The 25,259-nt window shown below is 67.9% G+C and carries 18 protein-coding genes and 2 pseudogenes; 7 read left to right on the top strand and 13 right to left on the bottom strand.

The genetic code is table 11. The annotated features are described in order from the left end of the window. Positions 1-686: 686 nt before the first annotated feature. The 4 genes from ABZ135_RS23135 to ABZ135_RS23120 all read right to left on the bottom strand — a co-directional run bounded on the left by ABZ135_RS23135 (position 687) and on the right by ABZ135_RS23120 (position 4,782). Positions 687-1,142, bottom strand: a complete 456-nt coding sequence (locus ABZ135_RS23135; protein WP_356698122.1) for a hypothetical protein — start codon at positions 1,140-1,142, stop codon at positions 687-689. Positions 1,143-1,973: 831 nt separating this feature from the next. Then, positions 1,974-2,903: a hypothetical protein gene (locus tag ABZ135_RS23130; protein ID WP_356698121.1), complete on the bottom strand. Its 930-nt coding sequence runs from the start codon at positions 2,901-2,903 to the stop codon at positions 1,974-1,976. Between the two features lie 27 nt (positions 2,904-2,930). After that, positions 2,931-3,191: a hypothetical protein gene (locus tag ABZ135_RS23125; protein WP_356698120.1), complete on the bottom strand. Its 261-nt coding sequence runs from the start codon at positions 3,189-3,191 to the stop codon at positions 2,931-2,933. A 1,426-nt stretch (positions 3,192-4,617) separates the two neighbouring features. Then, a complete protein-coding gene (locus ABZ135_RS23120) occupies positions 4,618-4,782 on the bottom strand; it encodes a hypothetical protein (RefSeq protein WP_356698119.1) in 165 nt (54 codons plus the stop codon). 195 nt (positions 4,783-4,977) lie between these two features. Between ABZ135_RS23120 and ABZ135_RS23115 the strand changes: the two genes are divergently transcribed. After that, positions 4,978-5,499 (top strand): hypothetical protein, encoded by a 522-nt coding sequence (locus ABZ135_RS23115; RefSeq protein ID WP_356698118.1) that lies wholly within the window; start codon positions 4,978-4,980, stop codon positions 5,497-5,499. Positions 5,500-5,856: 357 nt separating this feature from the next. On the opposite strand, the gene ABZ135_RS23110 is transcribed toward ABZ135_RS23115, so the two are convergent. The 5 genes from ABZ135_RS23110 to ABZ135_RS23090 form a co-directional block, all read right to left on the bottom strand. After that, positions 5,857-6,960 carry a hypothetical protein gene (locus tag ABZ135_RS23110; protein ID WP_356698141.1) on the bottom strand — a complete coding sequence of 368 codons (1,104 nt, stop codon included), beginning with the start codon at positions 6,958-6,960 and terminating at the stop codon, positions 5,857-5,859. Positions 6,961-7,165: 205 nt separating this feature from the next. Then, entirely contained in the window at positions 7,166-7,435 is a 270-nt protein-coding gene (locus ABZ135_RS23105; protein ID WP_356698117.1) for a hypothetical protein, read from the bottom strand. Between the two features lie 536 nt (positions 7,436-7,971). After that, on the bottom strand, positions 7,972-9,492 hold the full coding sequence (locus ABZ135_RS23100) for a trypsin-like serine protease (RefSeq protein WP_356698116.1): 1,521 nt from the start codon (positions 9,490-9,492) through the stop codon (positions 7,972-7,974). Positions 9,493-9,796: 304 nt separating this feature from the next. Beyond that, complete coding sequence (locus tag ABZ135_RS23095; protein ID WP_356698115.1) at positions 9,797-11,458, bottom strand: trypsin-like serine protease; 1,662 nt, start codon at positions 11,456-11,458, stop codon at positions 9,797-9,799. A gap of 183 nt (positions 11,459-11,641) precedes the next feature. Continuing rightward, on the bottom strand, positions 11,642-12,133 hold the full coding sequence (locus ABZ135_RS23090) for a hypothetical protein (protein ID WP_356698114.1): 492 nt from the start codon (positions 12,131-12,133) through the stop codon (positions 11,642-11,644). 622 nt (positions 12,134-12,755) lie between these two features. Here ABZ135_RS23090 and ABZ135_RS23085 point away from each other — a divergent pair. The 3 genes and pseudogenes from ABZ135_RS23085 to ABZ135_RS23075 form a co-directional block, all read left to right on the top strand. After that, entirely contained in the window at positions 12,756-16,814 is a 4,059-nt protein-coding gene (locus ABZ135_RS23085; RefSeq protein ID WP_356698113.1) for a DddA-like double-stranded DNA deaminase toxin, read from the top strand. Next, entirely contained in the window at positions 16,811-17,296 is a 486-nt protein-coding gene (locus ABZ135_RS23080) for an Imm1 family immunity protein (RefSeq protein ID WP_356698112.1), read from the top strand. The genes ABZ135_RS23085 and ABZ135_RS23080 overlap by 4 nt, the downstream gene beginning before the upstream one ends. 136 nt (positions 17,297-17,432) lie before the next feature. Next, positions 17,433-17,885, top strand: a pseudogene (locus ABZ135_RS23075) (DUF1524 domain-containing protein); the annotation flags it as partial. 587 nt (positions 17,886-18,472) lie between these two features. Here ABZ135_RS23075 and ABZ135_RS23070 read toward each other — a convergent pair. Together ABZ135_RS23070 and ABZ135_RS23065 are read right to left on the bottom strand one after the other, a co-directional pair. Next, positions 18,473-18,754: pseudogene (locus ABZ135_RS23070) on the bottom strand (DNA polymerase III subunit alpha); the annotation flags it as partial. A 118-nt stretch (positions 18,755-18,872) separates the two neighbouring features. Then, a complete protein-coding gene (locus ABZ135_RS23065) occupies positions 18,873-19,094 on the bottom strand; it encodes a hypothetical protein (protein ID WP_356698111.1) in 222 nt (73 codons plus the stop codon). Positions 19,095-20,229: 1,135 nt separating this feature from the next. Here ABZ135_RS23065 and ABZ135_RS23060 point away from each other — a divergent pair. Together ABZ135_RS23060 and ABZ135_RS23055 are read left to right on the top strand one after the other, a co-directional pair. Next, complete coding sequence (locus ABZ135_RS23060; RefSeq protein ID WP_356698110.1) at positions 20,230-20,715, top strand: DUF2243 domain-containing protein; 486 nt, start codon at positions 20,230-20,232, stop codon at positions 20,713-20,715. After that, the gene (locus tag ABZ135_RS23055) at positions 20,712-21,587 is read left to right on the top strand and encodes a cytochrome c oxidase assembly protein (RefSeq protein WP_356698109.1); all 876 of its coding nucleotides are present in this window, start codon (positions 20,712-20,714) and stop codon (positions 21,585-21,587) included. The genes ABZ135_RS23060 and ABZ135_RS23055 overlap by 4 nt, the downstream gene beginning before the upstream one ends. Before the next feature lie 323 nt (positions 21,588-21,910). Here the strand turns inward: ABZ135_RS23055 and ABZ135_RS23050 are convergent, their stop codons facing one another. Beyond that, complete coding sequence (locus ABZ135_RS23050; protein ID WP_356698108.1) at positions 21,911-22,771, bottom strand: hypothetical protein; 861 nt, start codon at positions 22,769-22,771, stop codon at positions 21,911-21,913. Positions 22,772-23,396: 625 nt separating this feature from the next. Further along, positions 23,397-24,038, bottom strand: a complete 642-nt coding sequence (locus tag ABZ135_RS23045) for a histidine phosphatase family protein (protein WP_356698107.1) — start codon at positions 24,036-24,038, stop codon at positions 23,397-23,399. A gap of 290 nt (positions 24,039-24,328) precedes the next feature. Here ABZ135_RS23045 and ABZ135_RS23040 point away from each other — a divergent pair, with 290 nt between their 5' ends. Then, positions 24,329-24,904 (top strand): Rieske (2Fe-2S) protein, encoded by a 576-nt coding sequence (locus ABZ135_RS23040; RefSeq protein WP_356698106.1) that lies wholly within the window; start codon positions 24,329-24,331, stop codon positions 24,902-24,904. Positions 24,905-25,259: the final 355 nt, after the last annotated feature.

Genomic DNA, 25,259 nt, shown 5'->3' with positions numbered 1-25,259 from the left:
CCGCGGCACGCGGACGATCCTCGGACATCGCGCTCCCGGACTCCCCATCCCGCGGGACGCTCTCACCGTCCTGCAGGGTCGCAGAGACCAGCAGCACGACGAGCAGCAAGCCGGTAATCCTGTCGCAGTCCGTCCCCTCGGCCATGGTGAGTCCCCCTAGTGACCAGCCGACGAGCCCCGCGAGCGCGGCGAGGTCCCTGCACCGGCGCGCGGAAGACCTGGGCCTGCGGCTCCTGATCGTCGGCTGGCAGCCCCCTCACCGAGCCGCGGAGAGGGCAGCAGCGCAGGACGGTCCCGCCCGCGGGCGCCGCGGGCGGGACCGCGCAGGTACCAGCACCTACACAGACGGCATCCGCCTCGCCTGGTGACGATCACTCCGACCCCGATCGCGGTACCAAGGCTTTCGGCGTCGTTGGACGTCTGGCGGTCGAGCGTTCCGCAGTCCAGTCCCGGATCCCGAGGCGGCCCCGACGATGATCCAGATCAGGAAGATCACCTGGATGGCGAGGAAGACCCAGAGGAACATCCGCGGCCTGCGCCTGCGCGGCTGTCCCGCCGCAGGCGCAGGGGTCCCCCACTGGGGCTGAGGTTGTGCATTGCTCATGACACATCACGCTTCGTCTACTGCTCGGTGTCGCTGCCGGTCGCCCGGCGTCGCCGTGGTTGTCCTCCGAAGGACGGCTCGTTCATCCGAGACTGCCTCCGAAGGACCCGCTCATCGCCTCGGACTCACTGATCTGCAGGGTTCCGCGGTGGGTGATCTCCACTTTGTAAAAGCCCTGACCTGTGGGTACGTCAGGGACGATCACCTCGAAGCTGCACGCGGTCCCCGTCTTGGTCGACTCGCCCAGGGCGCCGGTGGCGATGACCGTGCCGGAGGCGTCGTAGACCGTGACCGCCGTGCCTTCGGTGATGTCGTCGAAACCTTCGCTCCCCTCGCCGTCGCCCTCGCCGTCGCTGACCGCATTCCTGGTCAGCAGGAAGGTGCCCGTCAGCTGAAAGACAGTGGGTGTCGGAGAGGGGCTCGGTGTCTGCGTGGTCGGCGACGGCGGAGGGCTGACGGCCTCGGGAGACGGCCCACTGCTGTCTGTCAGAGCCCAGATGGCGCCGGCCCCGCCCGCACCGATGACGATCCCTGCCACGAGGGCCAGGAGCAGGTTCCGGCGCTCACGCGCCGGTCTCCTCGACGCCGCTGCAGCAGGAGGCTCTCCAGACCCGTCCATTACCTCAGAGTGCGTCTCTCCGCTCACCTCCGCATGCCAGGGGCACCCCTGCCCAGATGGCTGAACGTAAGCGTCTGGTCTCGCTCCCCTCTCGGGATGTGGTGGAGAAGGGCTGGCGCTCGCCGCGATGGCGAAGCAAGCCGCGCCGACCTGACCCAAGCCGCTGCTCGTCGACGCCGCCCCATCGGCATGAGGAGGGGCGGCGTCGTGCGAGGTCAGCCGCGGCGGCGGAACAGCCCCCGGAGCTTGCCCGGCTCCTGGCCGTGTTCCGGCCCCAGTTCCGGTGGCGTGACGGGCTCGATGCGGGCAGCTTCGGCGGCGGCTTCCCCGCGGGCGACGTCGTCGGCGCGGCACGGACCGCACACGGATTTGTCCCCCGGCCCGTATGGCGGTCCGGTGCACGGTGATCTCCTCCCAGCACTCGTCCGTGAACTTCCGCCCGCACCGCCGGCACACCGGCCGCCGCGCCTCCCGCTCAGCGGCACGGCGCCGCTCGTCCTCCGCCTCGGCGCGGGCGTAGTGGCGGCGGTAGAGAGCGTCGCCGTTGGGGTTGTCGAGCGCGTCCGTCAACGTCTGCTCCCCGGTCCGCCCCATCAGTCATGCGCTGCCAGGCCAGCTCCGGGGAGACATCCTCGACCCGCCCCGCCCAGGAACACCAGGGCGGAGCGAAAGGCCGTTACGCACCGTACGGCGGTGTGACCGGGGGGCCGGCCGAGGCCGGCATCGTCGCCAGCTGACAGTCTGCACGGATCAGCGGGCCATGCCCCGGCCGGACGTCAGGATTGCCAGAGACGCGATTTCGGCGAGGGCAGCCGGACTGCCAGGGGCGGGCGCTGAGGGGTTTGAAGCCGGGCGTTCCGTGCACGCGCGACAGGTCAGGTCCCGGTCACCAGTCTGCTGTTGTCGATGCATTTCCCAATCCAGGCGGATTCGCAGGTTCTGCCCGCATGACCGGCAGATCACGGACCAGGGCCGCTGATAGCCACGGAAGGGTTCCAGTGGGGCGTACCCGACTTCGTGTGCTGCCTGGAGCGCACTGTGCTCGAGGGCAACCTTGGTCAGGGCCCCACTGTTCTCGGAAGGGGGATGCGTTTTTGTCCCCCGCGCCCGGTCCTCCTGGTACCTGGTGTGTGCTCGATGCCATGCCCGTACGAGGTCACCGTGGTGTTCTGGTGGGATGCCACATCCCACCAGGAATGCCCGCATCTGGTTGAGCGTCGGCCGGGAAGTCTGGCGCGTTCCGATGCGCTGTGCGGTGGAGTGCGGCAGGCGCCCGAACCACTTCCAGTGGGCCAGCGCCCGCCGCTCCATGAGCCGGTATGGAGGGCTGCCCTTCCGTTCGCGTAAGTCGACCAGGAAGACCCCCAGTTCCGCGTAGTTGTGGATCTGTTCGACTCCGACCGGCCTGGCCCGGGGGTCGCGTCGGCGGTGGCGCTCGCTGTGTGCGGCCTTCCACATCCCTCGGGTCGCTTCCAGGTCGAGGTCACATGTACTGGCGAACTCCCGGACTACTTCCCAGGTGGACAGGTGCTTGCCGTCGGCGGCCCGCTGGAGAGTGGTGGCGTGGTATCTGGTGATGGTCGCCAGCTCGCGGTAGCTGAGCCGGCGCAGTGCCATGCCGTCGCGCAGGTGCTGGGCGAGGCGCCCTGTGAGGCTGTTCGGGTTCGGGATCGGGTTCAAGGTACGCCCCATGGCGTGCTGTTCCCGTCACGCCTGGGCAGCGAGGCGGGCGAGCACTGCGAGGGCCTCTCGCTCGGCGACGCGGGCTGAGCGCACGGCGCCGGCGAGGGTCATGGCCGTAACCGTCACGACCGCAGCCCCGGCGGTGCCGCTCATGAGGATCAAGATGTCGTTGACAGGCAGTCCGAGTGCGGCCAGGAGCACTGTCGCGGTGAAGAACACCGTGGTGACGATCAGGATGACGGCCTCTCGCGGTCCGATCCTGGTAGCCGAGTCGTGCGAGGTCATGTCTCCCCCAGAAAATCCTGCTCACGGATTCCGTGACGAGGTGAGACCCCCGGGCGATGTACGCACCGGGGGTCGGGCTTCAGCCGGTAGTTCGCTGCCTGCGGGACGTTTGGCGCCGCCCGAGACAGATGGTGCGGACATATGCTGCCAGTAGCTTGAGCCGATCGGGGGACATTGATGCGCGGTGTCCGGGCAGGGAATTCACCGCTCCCCGTGAGGTCATCGTGACGTTCCGTGCCTGGGACAGCAGAGCATCTATCGCCCGACACCCTCCGCAGCACCCCAGCCAGGGCTGATGCACTCAGGTGCCTCCTGCTCTCGGGAGCGGCGCCGACGGCTGCTCAGGAAAGCCGAGGAGAATCCCGCGAGTCTGTCCCACGGTTCCTTGCTGTGTCGTCACGGCGTCTGTCACCATCCAACCGACCCCTGAAAACGGGCTTCAGCCGCCGAACAGGGTTTACGCACGATCGCGTTGGCGCGCGAGACTGCACAAGAGCCGGTCCTCTGGACCGGCTCTTTTCGTTGCAGAACGCCCTGGGGTGGCGGCCTCTAAGCGCGCCGGGCAGGCAGGTTTGCTTGGCCAGCTTCCGGCGACTCCGGCCCGGCCGCCGGAACGATGGCGGGTGCGGCGCGACGAAACCGGTGACGATCACCCCGCCCTGAGACAACCCCAGACCGCCGTCTTACGCCGTGACCGGACCCTGCTCGGCCAGCAGAACACCTCTGTCTCCGCCGTCCCAGCTCGACCCTTTCGTGCCCTAACCGTAAAACGCCCGGCCCAGGAGAGACCCGGGCGGGGCGAACGGTCTTCAGTAACCACTTAGGCGGCTACCTCGGCCCCCCTCTTCGGCAAGTAGATAACGGTTGCGTCGGAAGCCGCCGGGGGCCTCTCAGTAACTTCAGGGGCCTCGGCCAACAGGTGCTGGAGTGCCTTCCAGATCGAGGAGCCCTCACGTGGTCTGCCGCAGCAAGGCCGCAATGAGGCCCTCGGGCTCCAGTCCGCTGCGGGCACAGGAGCCCGAGGACCGATCCACGACGCAGTCTGCGCATCTGGATTCTCGGCGTGCACTCCAGCCAGTCGAGCGACAGCCGTGGGACCAGACGGCGTCGGTGCGGTTCGAGGACCTGGCTCCGGTGTCCACGTTTTCGGTCGTTCCGGGCCGCCGGTGGGGGCCGGGCTGGTGGTGGTCGGTGCCCACCGGACGGCACACGCGAGTGCTGGCAGCAGACCTCAACTACCTGGAAGGCTCCTGCGGCCACATCCGGCTGGAAGCCTCGCATCCGGACACCATCCGCTCCTGGCTCCGCCACTGCGTGACCGCATGAACACAGCGTCGCTTCCGGGTCCTCGCCGCTTGTCAGCGGCGAGGACCCGGCACGAAGAACACGGACCGCCCTCTCTTCGCGGCCCTGGACCTGGGCAAGGTCATGCGTAGAGCTCGGTGGCCGACCCGGTGTGGTGCCGTCGTGCCGTGGGGGTGGTGTCGGCGAAGTTCAGGACGGTGCGGCGCAGGCCGAGCCGGACGAGTGGGGTGACACGGTGCGTGGTGGTGCCGCCGCCCGCAGGCCGGGCACCACCGGAGTGACGCAAGAACGACGCGCTCCGCGCGGCCACCACAAGAAGCCGGCACCCGGCTCCTCCGGTGCGATGACTGCGCAATGCGGGTTATCTGCGCAGTAGATTCCGTTTTGGGCGCTATATCGCGTGCATGATCGAAACAGGTAAGGGACCGACAGGTGCAGCCGTGCACCACCCCTCGACCGTTGCACGCAAAGGAGCGTTCAGTTGAAGAAGACCACCGTTTGGGCTGCCGGGGCGTGCCTGGTCGCCACCATGCTCGCCGGCACCGGCGCTGCGCAGGCCGAGCCCTCCCCTTACCAGGAGGTGTTCATCGCCCTCGAAGGGGATCCGACGCTGGTGGCCGAGCCCGCGTCCGTGGACGGGCAGGATGCGGTCGTCCTGGCGACCCGCACCGCGGACAAGCGCCAGCGTTGGACTCAGCAGTACGGATACACGGAGGGCCCCAACGGGGAGGAGGTGCGCTTCGAGCAGTACATCAATGTAGAGACGGGCCTGTGTCTGAACGCCCCCCAGATGGAGCGGGGGAGGATGACAACCGCCCCCTGCTACACCGACATGAAGCATCAGACGTTCGTACCGGACCAGTTCACGGACGAGAAGGGCACCCACACTCTGCTGCGGGTCGATAACTTCTGCGTTGAAGCACCCTGGCGAGGACCACTCATCACCGACTTCTGCAAGTACAACGATCGGCAGCGCTGGAGCGTGACTCCCGCCGACGCATGACCGGTGCGGGTCAGACCAGCGCTGCGACCTGCGGTTTTTCCCGCTTCACGTCCAGGGTCTCGGGCGGGGCGCCAAGCCCGCCGAATGCCACGCAGGTGCCCTAGGCCGCCGGGACGTCCGCGGTCCGCCGTACTCGCTCTCGGTCGAGGGGAAGGTGCCCGAGCACCCTAGGGCCCGCACCATGCCTGAGGAGACTGGCTCCCATGACGACTGCCAAGCTAATCCAGGACGCGCCAACCCGCTCACGCAAGCCCTCTGCGCCGTACACGATCTCGGGGTGCGGGTGCCTCCCACGGACATGGTGATCGCATGCATGGGTCACAACTGCGTGGTCCGGGTGGCCGACCACAGCAGCGCTCACCGCGAGGTGATCGAGGGAGCGTTTCCGCGCCGCGTTCCTGGAGGCCGGATGGGAAGTGAACCTGCGCTAGGCGGCGACCTGACGATGCAGCACCCGGTGGGGCTGACCCGGCTGCCGACCGGGAAGGCCGACCGGTCGACCCACACGGCGCGGTAGCACCGCCCCCTGGCACACGCGCCCCGCCCCAGAGGATCCGGGCGGGGCGCGATGTGTTCAGCGAAGGGCCGGCTGTCGGCGGTCGGGGGCAAGTGATGCCGCCCTCGGGGTGCCACTCCATGGCGGGTTCGGCAGCTCGGCCGTGTTCGGTGCACCAGGTGGCCGGGGTCAGGCCGCCGCAGTCGTGCCGCCGGCAGACGCACTCCGGGCCCGGGGTGGCATACGGCACGCCGTGGCGGACCTGGCCGCCTGACGGGCGTGGTGAGGCGGCGCCCCGCAGGCGGGCGGTCCAGGCCAGGCTTGATGCGCAGGCCGCCGGCCCCGGCCCGGTAGCGGTCGACCGCCCGCACCTCACCCGTCACCGCGAGGGGTGCCGTGCCGGGCGCGGTCAGCCGCCTCATCGAGGCGCCGTACTCGTCGGCGGCGAGCTCGGCCAGGGCGTCGGCGTCGTCGTCGGTGGTCCACGCAGTGAGCCGGTCCTCGCCGTCGGCGTCGACGGCCAAGACGAGCCACGGGTCTTCGAGGTGGAACGGGAGCTTGCCGCCGCCGGTTCCGGCCACGAGCAGCGAGGCCACCGGCAGGGTGGCCGGTACCTCGATCCTGCGGTGGGCGAGGAGCCAGTCGACGATCGCGCGGACCTCGAACTCCGGATGCACCTCCGTGCCGCCGACGGGGTCGGGGAAGTCGTCGTGTCGGCGGAGCCAGTTCACCACCGCGGCCCGGCCCACACCGGCGATCCGCCCGACCGCCGTCAACAGCAGCCTGTCGCCGTCCGGCCCGGCCGGCTCCAGGGCGGCGAGCGGGGAGCGGCGGCCCGGTCGAATGGTGCGCAGGGCGCGCCAGTCCACGGCGGGCCGGATGACCGGGAGCAGGACGACATCCTCGGCGCTGATGCCGACGTCGTCCCCCTGCTTACCCCACGCGCCGATGACAGCGCGTGACACACCTACGTCATCAAGCCTGCCATCGCTGTAAGTGGGACGAGGTCGGCTGGAGCAGCTGCGCGCGGTGGAGAAGGGCCGATGCTCTCCCCTCGCGTCGCTGTGCCCGGAACCGGCACCGGCGTAGCCCTCCGGGGTGCTGCTCCCGCCCACGCCCCGCGCCCCCGGAAGGGTGGCCTGGGGCGCGGGCGTTCTCCTCACGTGCCGTTCACGCGTGCCCGGCAGCCGGCTCCCACAGCGGGCGGGCACGTCCCGTCCCGTCGCCGTGGAAACAGCGGCCGCCTCCCGGCGTGCTGCAGGCACCGATAGTGCCGACGGCGTGTGCGTCGCGGACCCGGGTGGCGAGTACCGCCACCGAGGGCCGGGCGTCGTCTATCGCCTCACGCAGCCCGGCCGTCAACTCCCGGGCGCGGGCCGCGGTGAGCGGCGGCCGCGCCAGTTCGGCGCTGTGCTCCTGGTCCTCGCCGTGCTCGCCCATGACTCGTTCGTCCTCCGGGTCTGGGGGCAGGGCGTACGAGTCCTCTGATGGGAGCTGCCGGCATGGGCCAGGAGAACCGGTTGCAGTGCGCCTACCGCCCGGGGTCTGCCGGAGGATGGCAGACCCCGGGCGGCGCGTCGGGTCTGTCAGCAGGCGTGGGCCCACTGGTGAGGGTCGCCGCGGTCGCTGGCCACGCCGTTCCAGTGGCCCTCTTGGCCGGGGCGAGGCAGATAGTCATGTCGCCGCCCTGCCAGGCGTCCTCGAAGACCCGCACAAACGCCGGGACGCCCGGGGCCACGATGCCGTGGTTGGCCCAGGAGGAGTCGGCGTCGGCGGTGGGGAGGGCGGCAGCGGCCCGGTGGGCAGGGCGTGGTGGAGCCGTGGTCGCGGTCCTGCGCTACGGGGTGCGTTCCGCATTGCGCGGACGTGCCGCCGAGCGTAAAGACGCTCCGTGTGCCCGGCCCGTCACAGCGACCAGGCGGGCACGGTGTCGCTGACTGGTGCCCGCCCGCGTCGGTCGAAGCGGCGGTCTACCTTCAGTTACTGGTAGCGGTGGAGGCGATGTCCTTGATGCTGCTGCTGCGGACCGGGGCGAAGGTGCTCCAGCTGCCGTTGGGGTTTCGGTCGGTGGTCCAGATCTGGGTGTCGCTGCCGATTGCGAAGAGGCGGACCTTGTCGCCGATAGCGGTGGCGGTGACGTCCTTGATGCCGCTGCTGGCGATGGTTGCGAACGGCGCCCAGGTTCCGGCCTTGTAGTCGCCGATGGTCGTGTGGATCTTGTCGTCGCTACCGACGGCGAGCAGATGGACCTTGTCGCCGATGGCGGTGGCGGCGATGTTCTTGATGCCGCTGCTGGCGATGGGGTTGAACGCGCTCCAGTTTCCGGTGGTGTAGTCGCCGTTGGCTGAGTAGATGCGCTGGTCGCTGCCGATGGCGAAAAGGCGGACCTTGTCGCCCATCGCTACAGCGGCAACGCGCTGGATGGAGCTGCTGCCCGGGACTGGTGTGAACGGGGTCCAGGTTCCGGCGGTGTAATCGCCGGTGGCAGTGTAGATCTTTCCGTCGGTGCTGAGGGCGAAGAGGCGGACCTTGTCGCCCATCACGACTGCGGCAACCTGCGCGATCGAGCTGTTGCCCGGTACTTGGTTGAAAGCCGTCCAGACGCCGGCTGTGTAGTCGCTGTTGGCACTGCTGATCCGCCCGTCGGCGCCGACGGCGAACAGGCGCAGCTGCGAGCCCATCGTGACCGCGGATATCTGTTTCATGGAGCTGCTGCCGGGGACTGGGGCGAAGGCTGTCCAGTCTCCGGCGGTGTCGTAGGTGCCGGTGGCGGTGTAGATCTGGCTGTCTCCGCCGATGGCGTAGAGCCGGCTGAGGGGGCGGGTGGCTCTGATTTCCTGGAACCAGGGCCTTACGTCGTCGACACGGGTATCGAGAGCGCTAGTGCGTTGCTCGGAAGGATCGGTTCCCAGGCAGCCCCCTTGCCAAGAGCGTGAATTGACGGCCACCAGCTCGGTGGTCCCGTCGATGGTGCGCAAGGTCGGGCTGCCGGCGTCGCCCTGGCAGACAGTCGCCGTGTCAGAACCGTCCAGATGGATGTTCTTGTCCGTGGTGGAGACCACACGGAATGTTCCTGTGTGGAGCCTGGCAGGCACCCACTCGGTTTTGGTTCGCCCGAAGCCGGCCTTGGTCAGCTTCTCACCCGCGGCTGCCGGGACTGTGGCAAGTCGGACGGGCTTGGCGTCGGGCGCTGTGACCGGGTGCGCGAGGCGGATGAGCGCCAGGTCCCGGTCCGGGTGTGCGAAGACTTCCATTGCCTGCTGGACGCTGCCACTGGTCTGGTTCAGATCAGTGCGGCCCACTGTCACGGTGGTGGCGAGAGCCGGTGCTCCAGTGGCTGGTATCCCGGCGGACGTGAAGCAGTTCTTGGCCGTCAGTACCCAGAGAGGGTCGATTAGGGCGCCGGTGCAGGCAATTTTGTCCGCGACGTTGACCTTGGCTGTGAAGCTCAGGTCCGAAGTTGCGGGCTGGTCAGTCAGGGCGGTGGCCGAGGGCATCGGGGCGACCATAGTCAGCGTGACGGCGGCGGCCAGGGGCCACACGCGAGGCGACCGCTTTGCAGGCACGGGTACTCCTAAAAGGATACAAATGGCTCCTGACCTCACAGTTCATGCGAAGGGACAGGACGTGGAATCCGGTCGGCTCATCAGCCGAGGCGTCAAGAACGACGGTGGAAGGCAGCTCGTGGCTGCCTTCCACCGTGCGAGGCAGGTGAACGCAGGACTGATGCGGTGGGCGGTGACTCATACTGGGCACCGCTGTAGGGGCCAGCAGGTGCGGGCCCCTACAGCGCTCAGATGTCTAGTTCCAGCTGCCTGTGATGGCGAGGCTGGTGGGGTTGGCGGGGGCGCCGAGCGGGGTGTCGGCGGGTTCCCAGGCACCGTTGGTATGGCGCATGGTGTGCTTAATCATTCCGCCTGTGATGATTGCGGCGTGAAACTCGTTGTCCACGGTGGCTGCGCCGACGCTGGTTACGGGGTCGGTGCCGAGGACGGGGCCGAGGTTGCCGAAGGCGCTCCAGGTGCCGTTGGCGAGGCGGGCAACATGCTTGATGACGCCGTCGGGCCCGGTCAGGACAGCCTGGAGGTCGTTTCCAGTACCGGCGAAGGCCATGTTGCTGGCCTTGGAAGGAGCTCCGGCGATCTTGGTGATCTCGCCCCATGTGCCCCAGGTGCCGTTACTGTTACGGATGGTGTGGAAGGCCCGGCCTTCGGCTGTGACAACGCCGACGTGGGTGGTGCCGCCGATCTGCGCAACGGTGATCTCGGCGGGCGCGGGGTTGGTACCGGTCAGGGCGCCGACGGCGGTGCTAACGTCGCCCCACTTGGACCACTTGCCGGCGGAGTCGCGGGCCGCGTGGTAGACACGGCTGTTGGTGACGGCAACGAGCCCGAGGCCGGTGCCGGTCGAGGTGACGGAGATCTTCTTGATGCCAGCAAGAGTGCCGAGTTCGCTGGTGAGTGCGCGGAAGGCGACCCAGGTGCCGTTGGGGTTGCGGGTGGCCTGGTAGACGGCGCCGTCGCCACCCAGCGCGAGGACGTGGTTGGTGCCGGAGATCGCCGCGTCGGCGGCGACTTCTACCTCGCCGATGCTGCCAGCGGCCTTCTCGACGTCACCGAAGACCGACCAGTCCCAGTTGCTGTCGCGTACGGAGTGGTAGAGGTCCTTATTGACGGTCGCGACCATCTGCAGGCGCCATGGCGTCAGCGTAGAAGCGGTCGATTGCTTGATCCAACCGGCGAGGCCGTCGACGCGGGTCGCGGCTGCGCCGGTGCGGGTCTCCCCCTCGGGCGCACCGAGGCAGCCGCCCTGCCAGGACGCCGTCACGACGCCCGCGAGCTCACGCACTCCGTCCTTCTCCCGGACGACCGGGGCACCGGTGTCGCCCTTGCACACCGGAGTGCCGTCGATCAGCAGACCCGTTGCTGTGACCTCTCCGGCGGTGAACGCCCCGGTGTGCAGGGTGTTGGGCACCCATGTGTCCTTGGTTCGGCCGTAGCCGGCGCCCGTGAGGCCTTCGCCCTGGACGGGTGCGGCCCCGGCGGCACGCAGGGGCAGAACGCCACGTACCGGGGTGTCGAGCCTGGCGAGCACCAGGTCGCGATCGGTGCGCGGGACGAGCTCGACCACGTTGCGGACCTGACCGTCGGATGAGTCGAGCCGGTTGCGGCCGATCGTCGCGGTCGTCTTCCACTTCGGAGTGCCGGCAGCAACCGTGTATCCGGTTGACGGGTCATCGGCAAAGCAGCGAGCTGCGGTCAGCAGCCACTGGGCGTTGATCAGGGTTCCGGTGCAGGATCGGAGGGTGTCGCCGATGGCGAGCTTCGCGGTGAAGGCGTAGGAGGTGTCGGACGTTGCCGTGCCGTCCAGGGCCTGGACGGGGGTGGCGACTAGAACACCGGACGCGGCCACAACGGCAGCCAGAGCGCCACCGAGGGCGGCGCGCGTACGGGGGTGAGTCATGTGAAGGTGCTCCTGCGGAGACATACGGTTCGATTGACCGAGAAAAAGGCCAGGGGCAGTTGGGCTCCGAGACGGAGCAGTAGCGCTCAGTTGTGTGCTCCGGGGCGTCAGGGCCGACTGGGGAGCAAGCGGCCGGGCGTCTGCGTCTGACTGGCAGCGAGCCCGGTGCCGACGTGCGATGTCTCAGCTGCCGATGCGCAGCTCGACGAGCGTGACGTCGTCAGTCTTGGGGTTGCCGGATTCACCGAAACCGTTGAGCCCGGAGTTGGCCTCGACCATAGCGGTCTGGGTGGTGCCGCTCTTGTGCTGGACGGTGACCTTCACAGGATCGCCGCCAGGGATGATCCCGTAGAACACAGGGATCTTGAGCTCCAGGTAGGCGGGCTTGGCTGTGACGTCGAAGCAGTAGTCCAGCGCAGGCGTGGTGCGGCTGAGGATTCGGATGTCCTCGTTGCCGTCGCAGGTCGCGAGCAGGAGGTGACCGTCTCCGCGCTTGAGGATGGCTCCGGTCTCCACCTCGATCTTCTGCGCGTTTGGGTACGTGAAGTCCTCAATCGCGGGCGGCATGTCGCCGCCCGCCTCGGTTCCTGTGGCCACGATCTCGCCTTGGGCGTGAGCGGCTCCAAGGGTCGTCGTCGCTGTTATTGCAAGGGTCGAGGTCAGTGCGACCAGCATCGCCTTGAGGACACGGGATCTCGCCATGACGGCCTTTCTTGAACCTGTGACGGATATGTCCCTCCGTCACGACCTCGAAGAGTGAAGCATGTCCAAGATCCGCACACGTGTCGTACGTGTGTGTGATTTTCCTCTCGCGAGAGAATCACCTCTCAAGTACAACCATTTCTCTTCTTGAAGGGTCCGCGCCTGCAGCTAAGAGGAGAGATGACTGATGTGCAGATTCGATTTGCGCGAATGGCGATCCTTGCGATAATCTCCGCTTTTTTGCGAGACTTTAGGGTCAGTGATTGAGGCTCCCGGAGGGCCTGTGAGCTGCTCTTTCTCTGTCGGTGCGGGACCCGTCGAGGACTACTGTCTTCTCCTAGACCGGAAGTTCACCGGCTGTACGATCGGTCGACCTAGCCCACCTCAGAGCGTCGCGTATGGCGCCAATTTCCATTGAATGGCACCCGAAACGTGCCACCCTGGAAGGCCCTCGCGATTGGATCGCCGAGAGATTAAAGGGCTGAGGGAACTACGACTTAGGAGGGGGACGCCGATGTTTCGGCGTAAGGCCTTCCGAACCCCTGGTTCGGGAGCATTGGAAAGATTCTCGGCTCGCCGCCGGATACTGAGAGCCGTGTTGTCGGCGGGGCTGCTGGCGGGGCTGCTGGGAGCACCGACAGCCGCCGCGGTGGAGCCGCCTCCTCTTGCCGCGGACGCACGGAAGCAGGTACTCACCGCCTGGGAAACCGGTGGTGCCGGCCTCAGGGACGCCGCGGAGAAGGCGCTGTTGGGCGGCGAAGCCGGAATTCGCAAGTTTCTGGACGAAGCGCCACAAATTGCGCATCTTGACAACAAGGTGGACGCCGCACGGCTGGCCATGCTCGGAGGCCCCGGCACCCGCCAGGCAGCCGCGCAGGCAGTTATCCAGTCGCCGGATGAGCTGGAGACGTTCCTCCTCTACGGCTACGAAGAGCCGCTCGATACCGATCGGAAGGCCGAGATCACCCGGATCGCGGCACTGGGCGGCCGTGCTCTACAAGACGCGGCCGTTAAAGCGGTCAAGGGTACATACGCCGATCGTGAGGACTTCCTGGCCAAGGGCCAGTACGAGGCCCGCCAGCTGGACAACAAGGCCGAGGTCACCCGGCTTGCGGCCAATGGCGGCCCGGCAATGCAGGCCGCAGCCTCGGCGGCCATCAACGGGACGCCCGAGGACATCGTCGAGTTCCTGGAAGTTGGCCAGTTCACTGCCCGTGACAGGGACCAGGAGCACGCGTCGGTCGCCGATCTGATCAGGCAGGCGGAACAGGCCGGCAAGCAGGCCGAGGACGCGCTGGCGCAGGCCAAAGAGTCCAAAGACAAGGCAATCGAGTCCTCCAGACTCGCCAAGGAAGCGGCTCAGAACGCCGCCGCCGAGTTGGCGAAAGCCAACGTCAGCAAGGACCAGGCCGAGAGACACTCCAAGCAGGCTGCAAGCGCCGCCCTCGCGGCGGCAGATGCCGCGCAGGAGGCCATCGGCTCTGCAAACGCCGCGAACCGAGCTGCTCGCAGGGCCGCTCTTGCGGCTGCCCAGACGCACTCGGCAGCCGCTGCCGCAAATGAGGCAGCCAACAGAGCCTTCAACGCAGCCATAGCCACGGCAGGTGACGCCAGCAAGACCGAAGAGGCACGTAAGCTGGCGAAGGAAGCACGCGCAGCAGCAGCAGCAGCCAAGACCTCTGCCGCCGCAGCGGAGAGGGCCGGCCTGGCCTCCGCCGCCGCAGCCGGGGCAGCCAAGTCCGCCAAGAGCGCGACAACCAATGCCAAGGCCGCTGCCGCAGCAGCGGAGGACGCCAACAGGCTTGCCGACGCAGCCGGATTCCACTCCACCGAGGCCCAGCAGGCCGCGGCTGCAGCCCGCCGCCACGCCGCGGCCGCCGACCGCGCCGCAGATCGCTCCGAAGCCCTCGCCCTCCGCGCCGCTGCTGCCGCCACCGCAGCACGGGACGCCGCCAATGACGCGGCCGATCACGCGACCAAGGCCGCCGACTACGCCGAGGACGCCGCAAACCACGCAGGAGACGCCGCCACATACGCCGCCCAGGCACAGAAGAACGCCGATGCGGCCAAGGCTGCGGCCACCGCGGCCACCACCGCGGTGACGAAGGCGAAAGAGGTCTTCGCCCTGGCCCGCGAGACTGAGGCAGCCGACCTGCAGACCCGCACCGAAGCGGCCGTGGAACGAGCCCGCACCCTGAAGACGGCCTCGGACAAGAACGTCTCCGACTCGGCCAAGGCCCGGCTCGAAAGCCTCGCCCTGAACGACACGGCAGCGAACCTGGCCGAGGAAGCCGCCCGCCCCGATGCCGACATCGAGGCGACAGCAGCCAAGGGCCGCCAGCTTGCCATGCAGGCGATGAAGCTGCTCGGCCCCTGGCACCAGGAAGCCGCCGCCCGCGCCTTGACTGGGACCGACCAGGACGTCCTCGACTACCTCCGCACCCGCTGGAAAGAAGCCAACGCCAACGACGTGCGCCAGAGCGTCGTCGACCTGACCACGCAAAGCCCCTACGAGGCTGTCCGTACCGCCGCCACCCAAGCACTCGGCGGAACCCCGGAGCAGATCGAGGCCTTCTACACAAAGGGACAGTACGAGGCCGGCCGTACCGACATGCAAGCCGAGGCATCCCGCCTGGCCTCCCTCGGCGGCCGCGGTGTGAAGGAAGCAGCCGCCGCCGCAGTCAAGGATGGCGACCCGAGGACTCTCGCGAAGTTCCTCCAAGCCGACCAGTACGGCGCGCGCCTCACCGACGAGAAGGCCGAAGCCACCCGCCTGGCCACGGCTGGCGGACCCGAGGTTAAATCGGCTGCCCTTATCGCAGTGCTTAGCTCTGCTGAGCTCCTCCACGACTTCATCACCACGGGCCAGTACATGGCCCAGCGCAAGGACGACCTCGCGGCCAACCATGTGGACCGCGTGAAGCGCCTGCTCGCCGAAGGCAACCTGATTGCGGCGAAGGCCAACACGAACTACTGGCGCGCGGCCGAAGCCGCCGCGAAGGCCAGGCATGCCTCGGCCGAAGCCAGCGCCGCATCGGCCGAGGCACAGAAGTCCGCCGACGCTGCGGCCAAGGCATCGGCGGAAGCCAAGGCATCGGCCGACGCCGCCGAGAAGAGCGCCGTCTCCGCAGCCACCTCAGCCAGGACCGCGCGGAGCGCCGCCAACCAGGCGAGACAGGACGCCATCAACGCCAAGAACTCGGCCTCTGACGCCATGTTCTCGGCCATCTACGCGCGCGACGCCGCCACGCGAGCGAACGAGGCAGCGGACCGAGCCCGTGCATCCGCAGAGGCCGCAGGCAAGAGCGCTGATGAAGCGGATGCAGAAGCCAAGGCCGCCTGGACCACGGTACGGACGCTTGCCGAACGAGAGGTCGCCGAAGCACTCCGACAGGCGGAAGAAGAGCGCAAGGCGCAGGAAGGCAACCAGGGTAATGAACCCGATGTCTTCTGCATGGACATACTCCCCGCCGAATTGCACTCGCCCTACTTCCCCATCAACAGCATCATTTGCGATGACGGGGCACTCGACACAGCTTTCCAGGCAGCGAAGGACCCTCGCACTTACGGGAAGATCGCCTGGGAGTTGTCGGGCCTTGCTGACGTCGAGGCGTGCATCAAGAATCCAACAGCCGTTACCTGCGTGATGGCTGCGGTGAGCGTCACGCCATGGGGAAAGCTCAAGCTCGTCTCCAAGCTTGACAATGCCGCTTCTGCCATTAAGGATTTGCGCGCTACCCGGCGAGCGCTCGGATGCCTCTCCTCAACGGCCGCCAATAGCTTCCCCGCCGGCACCCTGGTCCTCATGGCCGACGGGACCCATCGTCCCATTGAAAAGCTCAAGGCGGGTGACCTTCTCACCGCCACAAACCCAGAAACCCGCGAAACCGGGCCCCGGGCCGTCACGCACACGATTCACACCCCCGACGACCGCAACTTTACGGACGTCACGCTGGGTGATGGGTCGACACTTACCTCAACCGCTAATCACCCTTACTGGGCACACAACGTCCAGGCATGGAAACACGCAAGCAGCCTAAAGGCCGGCGACACCCTTCTCACGCCGGGCAATAGCGCAGCAGAGATCGTCAGGGCGCGGAACTGGGAGGGCCTTCAGGACGCCTGGAATCTCTCCGTAGACGACCTCCACACCTACTACGTCTCCACCGGAACGACCGACGTTCTCGTCCATAACACCAGCACGAGCCTCTGCGAAAAGGTGCAGGGGGTAATTGACAAGCTTCCTACGTACAGCAGGCTGGGGGATAAGACGTACGGAGAAATCCTCGACATGGACGGGAATCCGCTCCCCGCAGCACACGCAGACGGAGTGCATCAGCTTATGAGCGGCGAGCACGACGACCTCTTCAAAAAGGCGGACGAACTGCTGCAATCATCCGGGCACGCCCTGTATCCTCCCAAGAGGATCGGAAACTACAGCATTGCCTCTCATACTGAAGCCAAGTACGCAGCCTGGATGAAGAGCAAGGGCATCAAGCACGCCATTGTCGCAATCAACAACAATAACGGCGTGTGTAATAAGAAGTTGAACTGCACGAACGCCGTGGAGGCGATCCTTCCCGTCGGATGGACGCTCACCGTATACTATCCAGGCGGCAAAAAGATCCTTGAAGGTAGGAGGCTAGCCCCTTGATCCCGGCGGTCCATTTCGACGGAGAAACTCGATACCTCAGTACACCTGACGAGGTGTCCGAATCACTTGATACAGTACTCCGCCCAGGAGTTGGTGACGAAAATCATGTCATCGCCACCTGGTTGGTCTACAACGATGAGAAGACGCAGGCGCCGGTCAGCTTCCTGGATGTCTGTGCAAACCTGGAGAAGGGACTCGGTGGAGTCGTGTGGTTCGCCGGGGGTGAGGAGGCGGCACGAATCGAAAAAGAAACCGGAAGCGACATGGGACACTACTTCTGGGTTTCGGACAGCGGGACACTTCTGGATCCAGATCCAGAAGTTCTCTCGGATCACTACGCTCCCTCATATTTCGACCCGCGCGGTGTGATCTCCATCGAGGCAATCCGCAATGCTGTCGAGTCGTTCTGCCGGTCGAACGGAAAGCGACCCAGCGGCATTGGCTGGGTGGCTGGAAATCAGAACGGAACGAGGTTTGATTGATACTCGCCGACTCTGAATAGGGTAACGAATACGCGTGCACGGGCGGCTCCACGAGCAAATCGTTGGGGCCGCACCTGCGCTTTGGCTGCGCCCCCAGAAGGGTGCCGGGGGCCGGCGTGGGGCGCGCGCCGAGGACGAGGTCCTGCTAGCCCAAGCGACCGAGGCGCTGGCCGTCGCAGCGGGCTGCAAGCTCTCCGAGGGGGAGTGACTGTCGTACTACGACGAGCAGGAGGTCACCAACCCCGCCGCCCTCGACATCGGCCGCATGGTCCCGCTCGCCGAGGCATGGGACTCCGGCGCGAGAGCCTGGACGCCAGCCCGGCGTGAGGCGTACGCCAACGACCAGGACGCCGCTGCATCGCTGGTCGCGGTCACCGCGCGGGCGAACCGTCAAAAGGCCGACCAAGACCCGGCCACGTGGATGCCCCCAGCGCCGGACGCCACGTGCCGCTACCTCGGCGAGTGGGTCGCCACGAAGCTCCGCTGGGGCCTGTCCGCCGACCAGGCCGAGATCGACGCCATCAACGTGTACGCCGGCGGCCCCTGCGAGCAGCAGGGACAGGTCGTCCACTACACCACCGCCCCGTAGCCTCTGCGTCCTGCCGGTGACCGTCCGGCCGCCGGCATGGAGAGCGACCGAGGTGGCGTGTCGGTCCCGCCAGGGAGTGCGCCGGGCGAGGGCGCTGGCGTAGGCCCAATTTCCTGACCTTTCCGCCCGAGAACGCACCTTGAGGAGCTGAAGTGGCTGATGTGCGGACGCACCCATATCACCCACTTCTACCTGCCGGACCACGAACAGTTCTCGCGGTGCTCACCGGACGGCTGCGGGTTCCGTCAGTGGAAGGGGCGGCCCCGGCCGTACTGCGTCCCGTCACGGGGACCGGGGCCTGTCCCGCGCGCTCCATTCCGGCACGGGCCGGAATGGAGCCTAGCCCGTACAGGTGAGTTGAGAGGCCGATTCCGTTGTCCAGGTCACGGCCCCAGTACCGCATGTGGGGCGGGGCAGGCAGGGGTGACGTTCTCGGCCTGCGGCCCCTTCGGCCCCTGAGTGATGTCGAACTGCTCCAATGTAGTCCGGTCAGGTGGTCGGCAGAACCCGGTCGATCACGGAGCGACGGCCCGAGGACAAGGCTGGCGCGGACGAGGCGGGTCTCGTCGTTGGTGCAATCGACGATGTCCGACGGTGTCGGAGTTCTGGATGAGCGTGAAGGCGAATCGCTCATCGAGCGGGACGTGGTCGGGGTTGTCGAGGTCGATGTGCCGGCCGGTGGTGCGGCGGATCTCGGTGACGGCGTGCGCCATGGCGGACTGCATCCTCACCCCCAGGACATCGAGCTTGAGCAGGCCGAGGTCCTCGACGTCGTCCTTGTCGGCCTGCACCATCGGGTACTCGCCGCCCGGGGTCGGCTGCACCGGCAGTCGGTCCAGCAGCGTGACGTTGGAGAGGATGACGCCGCAGTCCGTCTGCGGATCGGCGAGGTCCGAGAACCGGCAGCAGGCGATGTGGCCGGTCTATCTGCTGCCCGAAGGCCGGCTGGGGCCTGGGGCTTCCGTCGGAGTCGCGCGCTGTCCGCGGTCACCACTCGGGGTGGACGTCGTGACTGTCGTAACGGGAACCGGCCTCGGTGATCCAGGGCCGGAAACGACCGGCCCCTGAGTCCTCGTGCGCGTAGACCACCGGCTCCTCCGACTCGTCGGTGACGATGACGGCTCCTGCCTTCTGCGCGCAGCGCAGGGAGTGCGTCCAGTGTCGGCCGCGGTGGTCGGTGCGGTAGTCGGGGATCTTGCATGAAGCCATCGGTCTCACCGCCATGTCTTGGCGTCGTCTGCCCGCCCGCGAAGAACGGACGGTGTCCGGTTGACGCCGAACGTGCGAAAATACCCATTTTGCACACCTTTGAACATCTGGGTTTCGGAGCGCCTCCTCCTGAAGGGCTCGCGGGAAAGTCGGACGGTCTGAGGATCAATGGGTCGGCAGGGCCGATGCTCCGGCTTTTTCGACCGTGTGCTGGGGGAAGTAGACCGCCGCCAACGCCCGATACGTGGGGCGTGGGACGACGAGGGTGAAACGGTGAGGACCGGTCGAGCAGGACGGCGGCGGACGGTCCGGCTCGTCCCCTACGGGCGGCCGGCGGCCGGTGTCTGCGTGAGGCTGCTGCCGACCGCCGGTCTTCGTGCTCACCCCGGCCAGGTGTCGCTGCCGGGTGACGTCCGTGAGGCCGTCCACGAGCGGCTTCGTGGGCGGATGGGTGTGTCATACGAGGTCGAGGTCTACGACGGTGGCGGCAAGGCGGTCATCTGACGGCAAGTCGATGCCGACCCGAGCACCGGGACGGTCAGCGTGCTCACCCCCGGGAGCGGCCCTGTAGGCCGCCTTGGGATGGTGAGCCGCAGGCCGGCAGCACGGTACACGTGGCGTGGGCATCCGACGAGGAGGGCTTCGCCGCCGAGGTAGACCAGCAGGCCCGCACGCACCAGATGCCCGAGGGCGGCCGCCGTCACGCGCGGCCGCCACCACAGCGGCGACCCCAGCGCCACGGTGAGCCGGTCGGCGGCCTCCACCCTGCCCCGCGACACCACAGCACCGGCCCGGCATCGACCGGCGGGATGAGCCCCAAGCCAGTCACCCACGCCGCGCGGCGAGCGGCAGATCAGCGTGTGCATGTTCCCGGGCCGGGGGCGCTGACCTCGCACCGACGGGACTGGGTGAACGTGCTTCCCGAGCGTGTGGTTCCGGAGGCAGGGGCTGATCTGGCCCCAGGAAGGCCGCGTGGAGCGGCTACAGCTCGGCGCCGTGACCTGCCGGTCGGGACGGCTCTATCCGGCTGCCGAGCTGCTCACCCAGATGCCGTGACCGGGTAGGTGCGCCCCGCGTCAAGGGGTAGGCGTACCGAGCAGCAGACCACTTCGAGCACAGCAGAAAGGCAGACCCCATGAGCGCATCGGCCCGGCCGCGCATGGTCCCCGGAATGTGGCCGGAACCGCGCAGGTCGATGGTGGTGTGTGGGGTGATCGGGGTGGCGGTGATGGCCGCGATCGATGAGATCGTCTTCCACCAGATCCTGGGCTGGCACCACTTCTATGACCGTTCAACCCTCAGCGTGGGCCTGCTCTCGGACGGACTGCTGCACACCGCTGAGCTGGTGGCGCTGATCGCCGGGTTCTTCGCCTACGCCGATCTACGCCGCCGCCGCGCCCTGGCCCCGGCCCATGCCTGGGCCGGGTTCTTGCTGGGGCTGGGGATCTTCCAGCTATTCGACGGGATCGTGGATCACAAGCTGCTGCGCCTGCACCAGGTCCGCTACGGCGTGGATGTCACCCCCTACGACTGGGTATGGAACATCGCCGGTCTGGTGCTGCTGCTGTTCGGCTGGGTGCTGGCAATCCGCGCGGCCCGCCGTGGCAGGGCGGCGGCGTGATCCTCGCGCACGTCCACCCGGGCCCGGCCATGGCCCCTGGCCTGCTCGAGCTGGTCACCGTGGCGGCCGTGCTGCTGGTGGCGGTCCTGTATCTGCTGGCAGCGGCCAATCTGTGGCGGCGTGGGGATGTCTGGCCGCGGTGGCGAGGGGCTTCCTTCGCCGCCGGGGGTGCCGGGGTGGCTTGGGCGGTGGTGGGCTCGTTGCCGGGTGGACCATTCACCGCCCACATGATCCAACATCTGATCATCGGCATGGCGGCCCCGCTGCTACTCGTACTGGGCCGCCCCTTCACCCTGGCGTTGCGCGTCCTGTCGCCCGGTGCCACGCGTCGGCGGTTGCTGGTCCTTGCCCACAGCCATGTGGTCGGCTGGTTGATCTTCCCGCCGCCGGCAGCCCTACTCAATGTCGGAGGGCTGTGGCTGCTGTACCGCACGGAACTGTTCTCGGTCATGCGGCACAATCCGTGGCTGCACGCCGTCGTGCACGCGCACGTCCTGGCCGCGGGGCTGCTGTACACCTTCGCTGTCAGCCAGCTCGACCCCGTACGCCGCCGCCGGAGCCCGGTCCTGCGAGGGGCGACCCTGCTGACCGCCGGCGCCGCGCACGCCGTTCTCGCCAAGACCTTGTACGCGGCCGAGCCGCCCGGCACCGCCTTCACCGCCGCCGACCTGCACACCGGTGCACAAGTCATGTACTACGGCGGAGACCTGGTCGAAGCAGCGCTCGCCGCCGTAGTGGCCGCCTCCTGGTACCGGACCACCGGCCGTGCGTGGATGAGAGAGCGACACCCGGCGGCCATGGGCCGGGGGGCTCCCGCCGCGACCGGGTACCGGCCGCCTGCGGAGCCCCGGCTCTCGGCGAGGCGGCCATAGAGGAGGTTGTCGGCGCGGATGTCGCAGCGTAGAAGGGCGTCACCACGCCGTGGTCTGGGGCCGCGTGCGCGACGACCGGGTGGCCGGCGAATGCGGAGCGCCGGGGTACGGGCTGGGGGTGAACTGGCCGTGGACGGCGGGACGGCGTCCACAGCGACCGACAATTCCTGACCGGGGCGTGACGTCCGGGTAGCGGCCCTTGTAGGAAGTCCAGGAAGATCGCCAGCAGCTACCCCCAGACTGGCTCGAACGTCTCCGTAGGGCACCGACGGAACTCGCTCATCAGTGCTCCTGACCACGGTCTGGGGCGGTGCATCCCACGCTCAAGTTGATCGTTTCCCACCACTCGCCGGTTCAGGTCCCGGCAAGTCCTCCATATGCGCGGCTTCCGGTCGTCGCCGCTTCCCCTCCGGGGTGAAGGTGAAACTGTCGGCAAACGGCCCGTCACCACAGCGGATGGCAAGAAGCACCGGCTCCTCCTGCGCGGGAGGCCACGACGGCTCGGTTCCGGGCTCGGCTCCGTTCCACAGGTGGAAGGACAGCATCGGCTCCGAGGGGTCCTCGGTCACGTAACCGAGGGCTTTTCCGTAGAGAGGGTTGCTGCCGCCGAAGAGCACCGATGGAGGACCGAAGGCGGCGAGCACGTCAGCCCACACTCGGTCCTGTAGGCCCCATTGAGGAACGACGTTTCGCATTGACACGTACGCCTCGACATCCAGCACCCGGTCGGGCTTGAGCCATCCCTGCTGCCGTGCGAATTCGGCGTACACGGAGGCCACGCTGTACCCGTGATCGGGCGGTAGGAGAAGACTGAGTGCGCCCTTGACACCCGTCGGGGTCCAAACGCCCTGTTGGCGCCAGACGTGCTTCTGCTCATTCCACACTTCAGACCGTCGCTCTACGACGAGGAGGTGGTCTATCAACATCCATGTGCTGGCCTCCACGTCGCCATACATCCCCGGGCGGCGCAGCACGTGGTTGAGCTGGTCGATGAGGTAGGTGCGTATCTCGTCCGCAGATGCGAGCGCTGTGTGGGCGGTCATCTCGACAGTCTTGCGCAACGCATCGGCTGCCGGAGCTCCGAGGGCGGCGCCCTGGTCGGGGTGGACGTCGGGGTAGTCGGCTTCACCGCCGAGGTAGACCAGCAGGCATGCGCGCACCAGACGCCCGACGGCGGCCGCCATCCTGAACACCGTCGAACGCGGCCTGGAGTCGCTGGAGGCCGCCATCGAGCGGGCCCGGGGGGGGCGACGACAGCTACATGTACTGGCCTCGGCTGCCGAAGCTGTACTCGGCCGAGGAGCTGCGACAGAAAGGCACCAGGAAGCGGCACTGCGCGCTCTCCGGCCCGGACCCGCTGTAACCGCGGGGGCGCGGTCCTCTGTCGTCCAGCCTGGGTGGCAGTTCGTGACCGCCGCTGTCGGCTGGCGTTAGCGCCATCTGCCTCAAGGCAGGGCCTGCGGCGTCTGGTGCGTGCGATCGGAAGGCGGCCGCTGTACGCGCCGGAGTCTGCGAACAGGTCGACGTCCCTGCCTAGGTCAGCGACGAGTGCGGCGAGGTCGCTGTGGCGGTGATGGTGGTGCGACACCAGCAGCCGCACCCTCATCCCGTCGGCTCCTCGGTGCGCCGGGGCCACTCGATCAGGTACGCCAGACACTCGCCGTCGTCGTCGGGTTGGGGCAGTTGACCGTCAAGCCGCAGAGGCTGGTCACGGCTGGCAGAGGCGGCGGCGTACACGGGGAAGCGGAAGGGCCCGCACACCCACGGCGCTGGCGTCGCGAGGCAGGGCCCGGGCTCTCGTGAGGAGAGTCAGTCGACTGCGGCGGGGTCAAGGTGGTGGGTGTCAGCGAGCGCGACGATCTGCCGGTTGTGGAAGAAGTCGTCCTCGTGCAGTGTGGTGATGCTGCCCGCAGGCGCCCGAAGACTGGCGTAGCCGACCGTTGCTTGCGGCATCTTGATCCACGCTGTCACGACGAAGGTCAGGGTGCCGCCGTGAGTCACGATGATCTGGTGTTCGCACGGGCGGCCGAGGATGTCGTCCATGGCGGCGTAGACGCGCCGGACCCAAGCCGCTTTGGTCTCGGCGCCCTTCACGCCCTCGTCGTGTTCCAGCCGCTCGCCGACGGCCGGCGGTGGGACGAACCGCCGGTCCAGCCACTGCTGGGGCCTGCCGCCCGCCTCTCCGTAGGACTTCTCCCGCAGCCTGGGATCCAGCACCGGGGCGACGCCGAACAGCTCGGCCACCGCTTCGGCCGTCTGCCGGGTGCGCCGCAGGTCCGACGCGTACAGCTCCACGTCGGCGCTCCGGGGAATCCGCGCACGCAGCGCTTGGGCGACTGCAGCCGCAGCCCGGATGCCGGCCGGGGTCAACCGCGAATCATGCCAGCCCCCGACGACGTTCTCGACATGGTGTGTGGCCTGCGGGTGAGTGACAACGTAGAGCGTGCGCATGCGACGTGTCCTTCCCTTCGTGGACGGCCGGCCAAAGCCGCGCTTCGGCCGCGCACCGCGGTCCTCCTCGTGAGCTGCGTGACGTGCGGCGCCCCGGGCTAAACGGCGCGCTGAGCTGCCCGGGGGCCGCGACCGCGTACCCCCCCCCCCCCGGTGAGACACATGTTAACCAAATGAGACAAGGACGTCTCACCCGAAGGGACTACTCGGATATCGGTCCTCGCGACGATCCGCTGCCTAGGGCTCCACGGGAACGATGGAGGAACTTGAAGAAGGGTGGTGGCTGCGCCATGTCGCACCGAGGACTCCATTCCCTCCTCGACGAACTGACTCGTCTCACGGCGCTCCCGCTGGAGCTCGGGGAAACGCTCCCGGGAGGGGCCTACAGCAGCGAGGACTTCTACCGCCTGGAGCGGGAGCATGTCTTCCGCTCCGACTGGCTGTGCGCCGGTCATGTGAACCAGGTCGCCCGGCCCGGGGACTACCTGCGCACCGATGTGCTGGGCGAACCCCTCGTCGTCACACGTGACGAGGACGGAGCTCTCCACGCATTGTCCCGGGTGTGCCGGCACCGCTTCATGGACGTGCTTCCACCGGAAACCACCCCGGAGCAGGGGTCCTCGAAGCGGCTGACGTGCCCGTACCACACCTGGACGTACCGGCTGAACGGCGGTGATCGCACGCCCTCCTCCGGGCGGGGCAGCGGCCATACGCTCCCTGGTCCATCCAAGGACGAGATGCGCGGCCTCCGCGGCCCCGGCGTCGCGGTCACCGCCTGCACCAGGCGCCCGGCCGGGACGGGCCGTCCGCGCCGCACGCCGGGCACAACTCCAGCAGGAGCGGCCGGCCGGCGGGGGGCTCCGTAGCCGCGGCAGACACCGCTGTCGGACAGAGTCTTCCCACTCCCTCCCCCGATGACCGGCCGCATCGTACGGTCACCTCTGAACGGTGACCGACGAGCAACACAGGCCACAGGACGATCGCACGTTGGAGGAGAGAACCCCGTGGGCATTCTGGGCAGGCGGCGCAGTACCGGCGGCGCCGGGAGCGCTCCCGCACAGGCCGAGCCGGCCGTCTGACCTGGACGGCGCAGCCGGGTCGACGAGGTGGCCAAGGCAGCCGGTATCGGCGTGATTCGCGTCCGCTGCTACACCACTACCTGGGACTACCTGCAGGATCAGGCGTAGGCGCATCACGAGAGGCGTCTCGGGGCGCGTCCGG

The organism is Streptomyces sp. NPDC006339 (assembly GCF_040612775.1).
Lineage (GTDB): Bacteria > Actinomycetota > Actinomycetes > Streptomycetales > Streptomycetaceae > Streptomyces.
This window is presented reverse-complemented; position numbering and strand designations above follow the sequence as displayed.

Excerpts from the sequence above, each read along its gene's own strand:
- ABZ135_RS23090 (WP_356698114.1), bottom strand. The coding sequence starts at position 12,133 with ATGCTGGTCGCACTGACCTCGACCCTTGCAATAACAGCGACGACGACC.
- ABZ135_RS23125 (WP_356698120.1), bottom strand. The coding sequence starts at position 3,191 with ATGACCTCGCACGACTCGGCTACCAGGATCGGACCGCGAGAGGCCGTC.
- ABZ135_RS23065 (WP_356698111.1), bottom strand. The coding sequence starts at position 19,094 with ATGGCTTCATGCAAGATCCCCGACTACCGCACCGACCACCGCGGCCGA.
- ABZ135_RS23045 (WP_356698107.1), bottom strand. The coding sequence starts at position 24,038 with ATGCGCACGCTCTACGTTGTCACTCACCCGCAGGCCACACACCATGTC.
- ABZ135_RS23095 (WP_356698115.1), bottom strand. The coding sequence starts at position 11,458 with ATGACTCACCCCCGTACGCGCGCCGCCCTCGGTGGCGCTCTGGCTGCC.
- ABZ135_RS23050 (WP_356698108.1), bottom strand. The coding sequence starts at position 22,771 with ATGGCGGCCGCCGTCGGGCGTCTGGTGCGCGCATGCCTGCTGGTCTAC.
- ABZ135_RS23060 (WP_356698110.1), top strand. The coding sequence starts at position 20,230 with ATGAGCGCATCGGCCCGGCCGCGCATGGTCCCCGGAATGTGGCCGGAA.
- ABZ135_RS23100 (WP_356698116.1), bottom strand. The coding sequence starts at position 9,492 with ATGCCCTCGGCCACCGCCCTGACTGACCAGCCCGCAACTTCGGACCTG.
- ABZ135_RS23040 (WP_356698106.1), top strand. The coding sequence starts at position 24,329 with ATGTCGCACCGAGGACTCCATTCCCTCCTCGACGAACTGACTCGTCTC.
- ABZ135_RS23105 (WP_356698117.1), bottom strand. The coding sequence starts at position 7,435 with ATGGGCGAGCACGGCGAGGACCAGGAGCACAGCGCCGAACTGGCGCGG.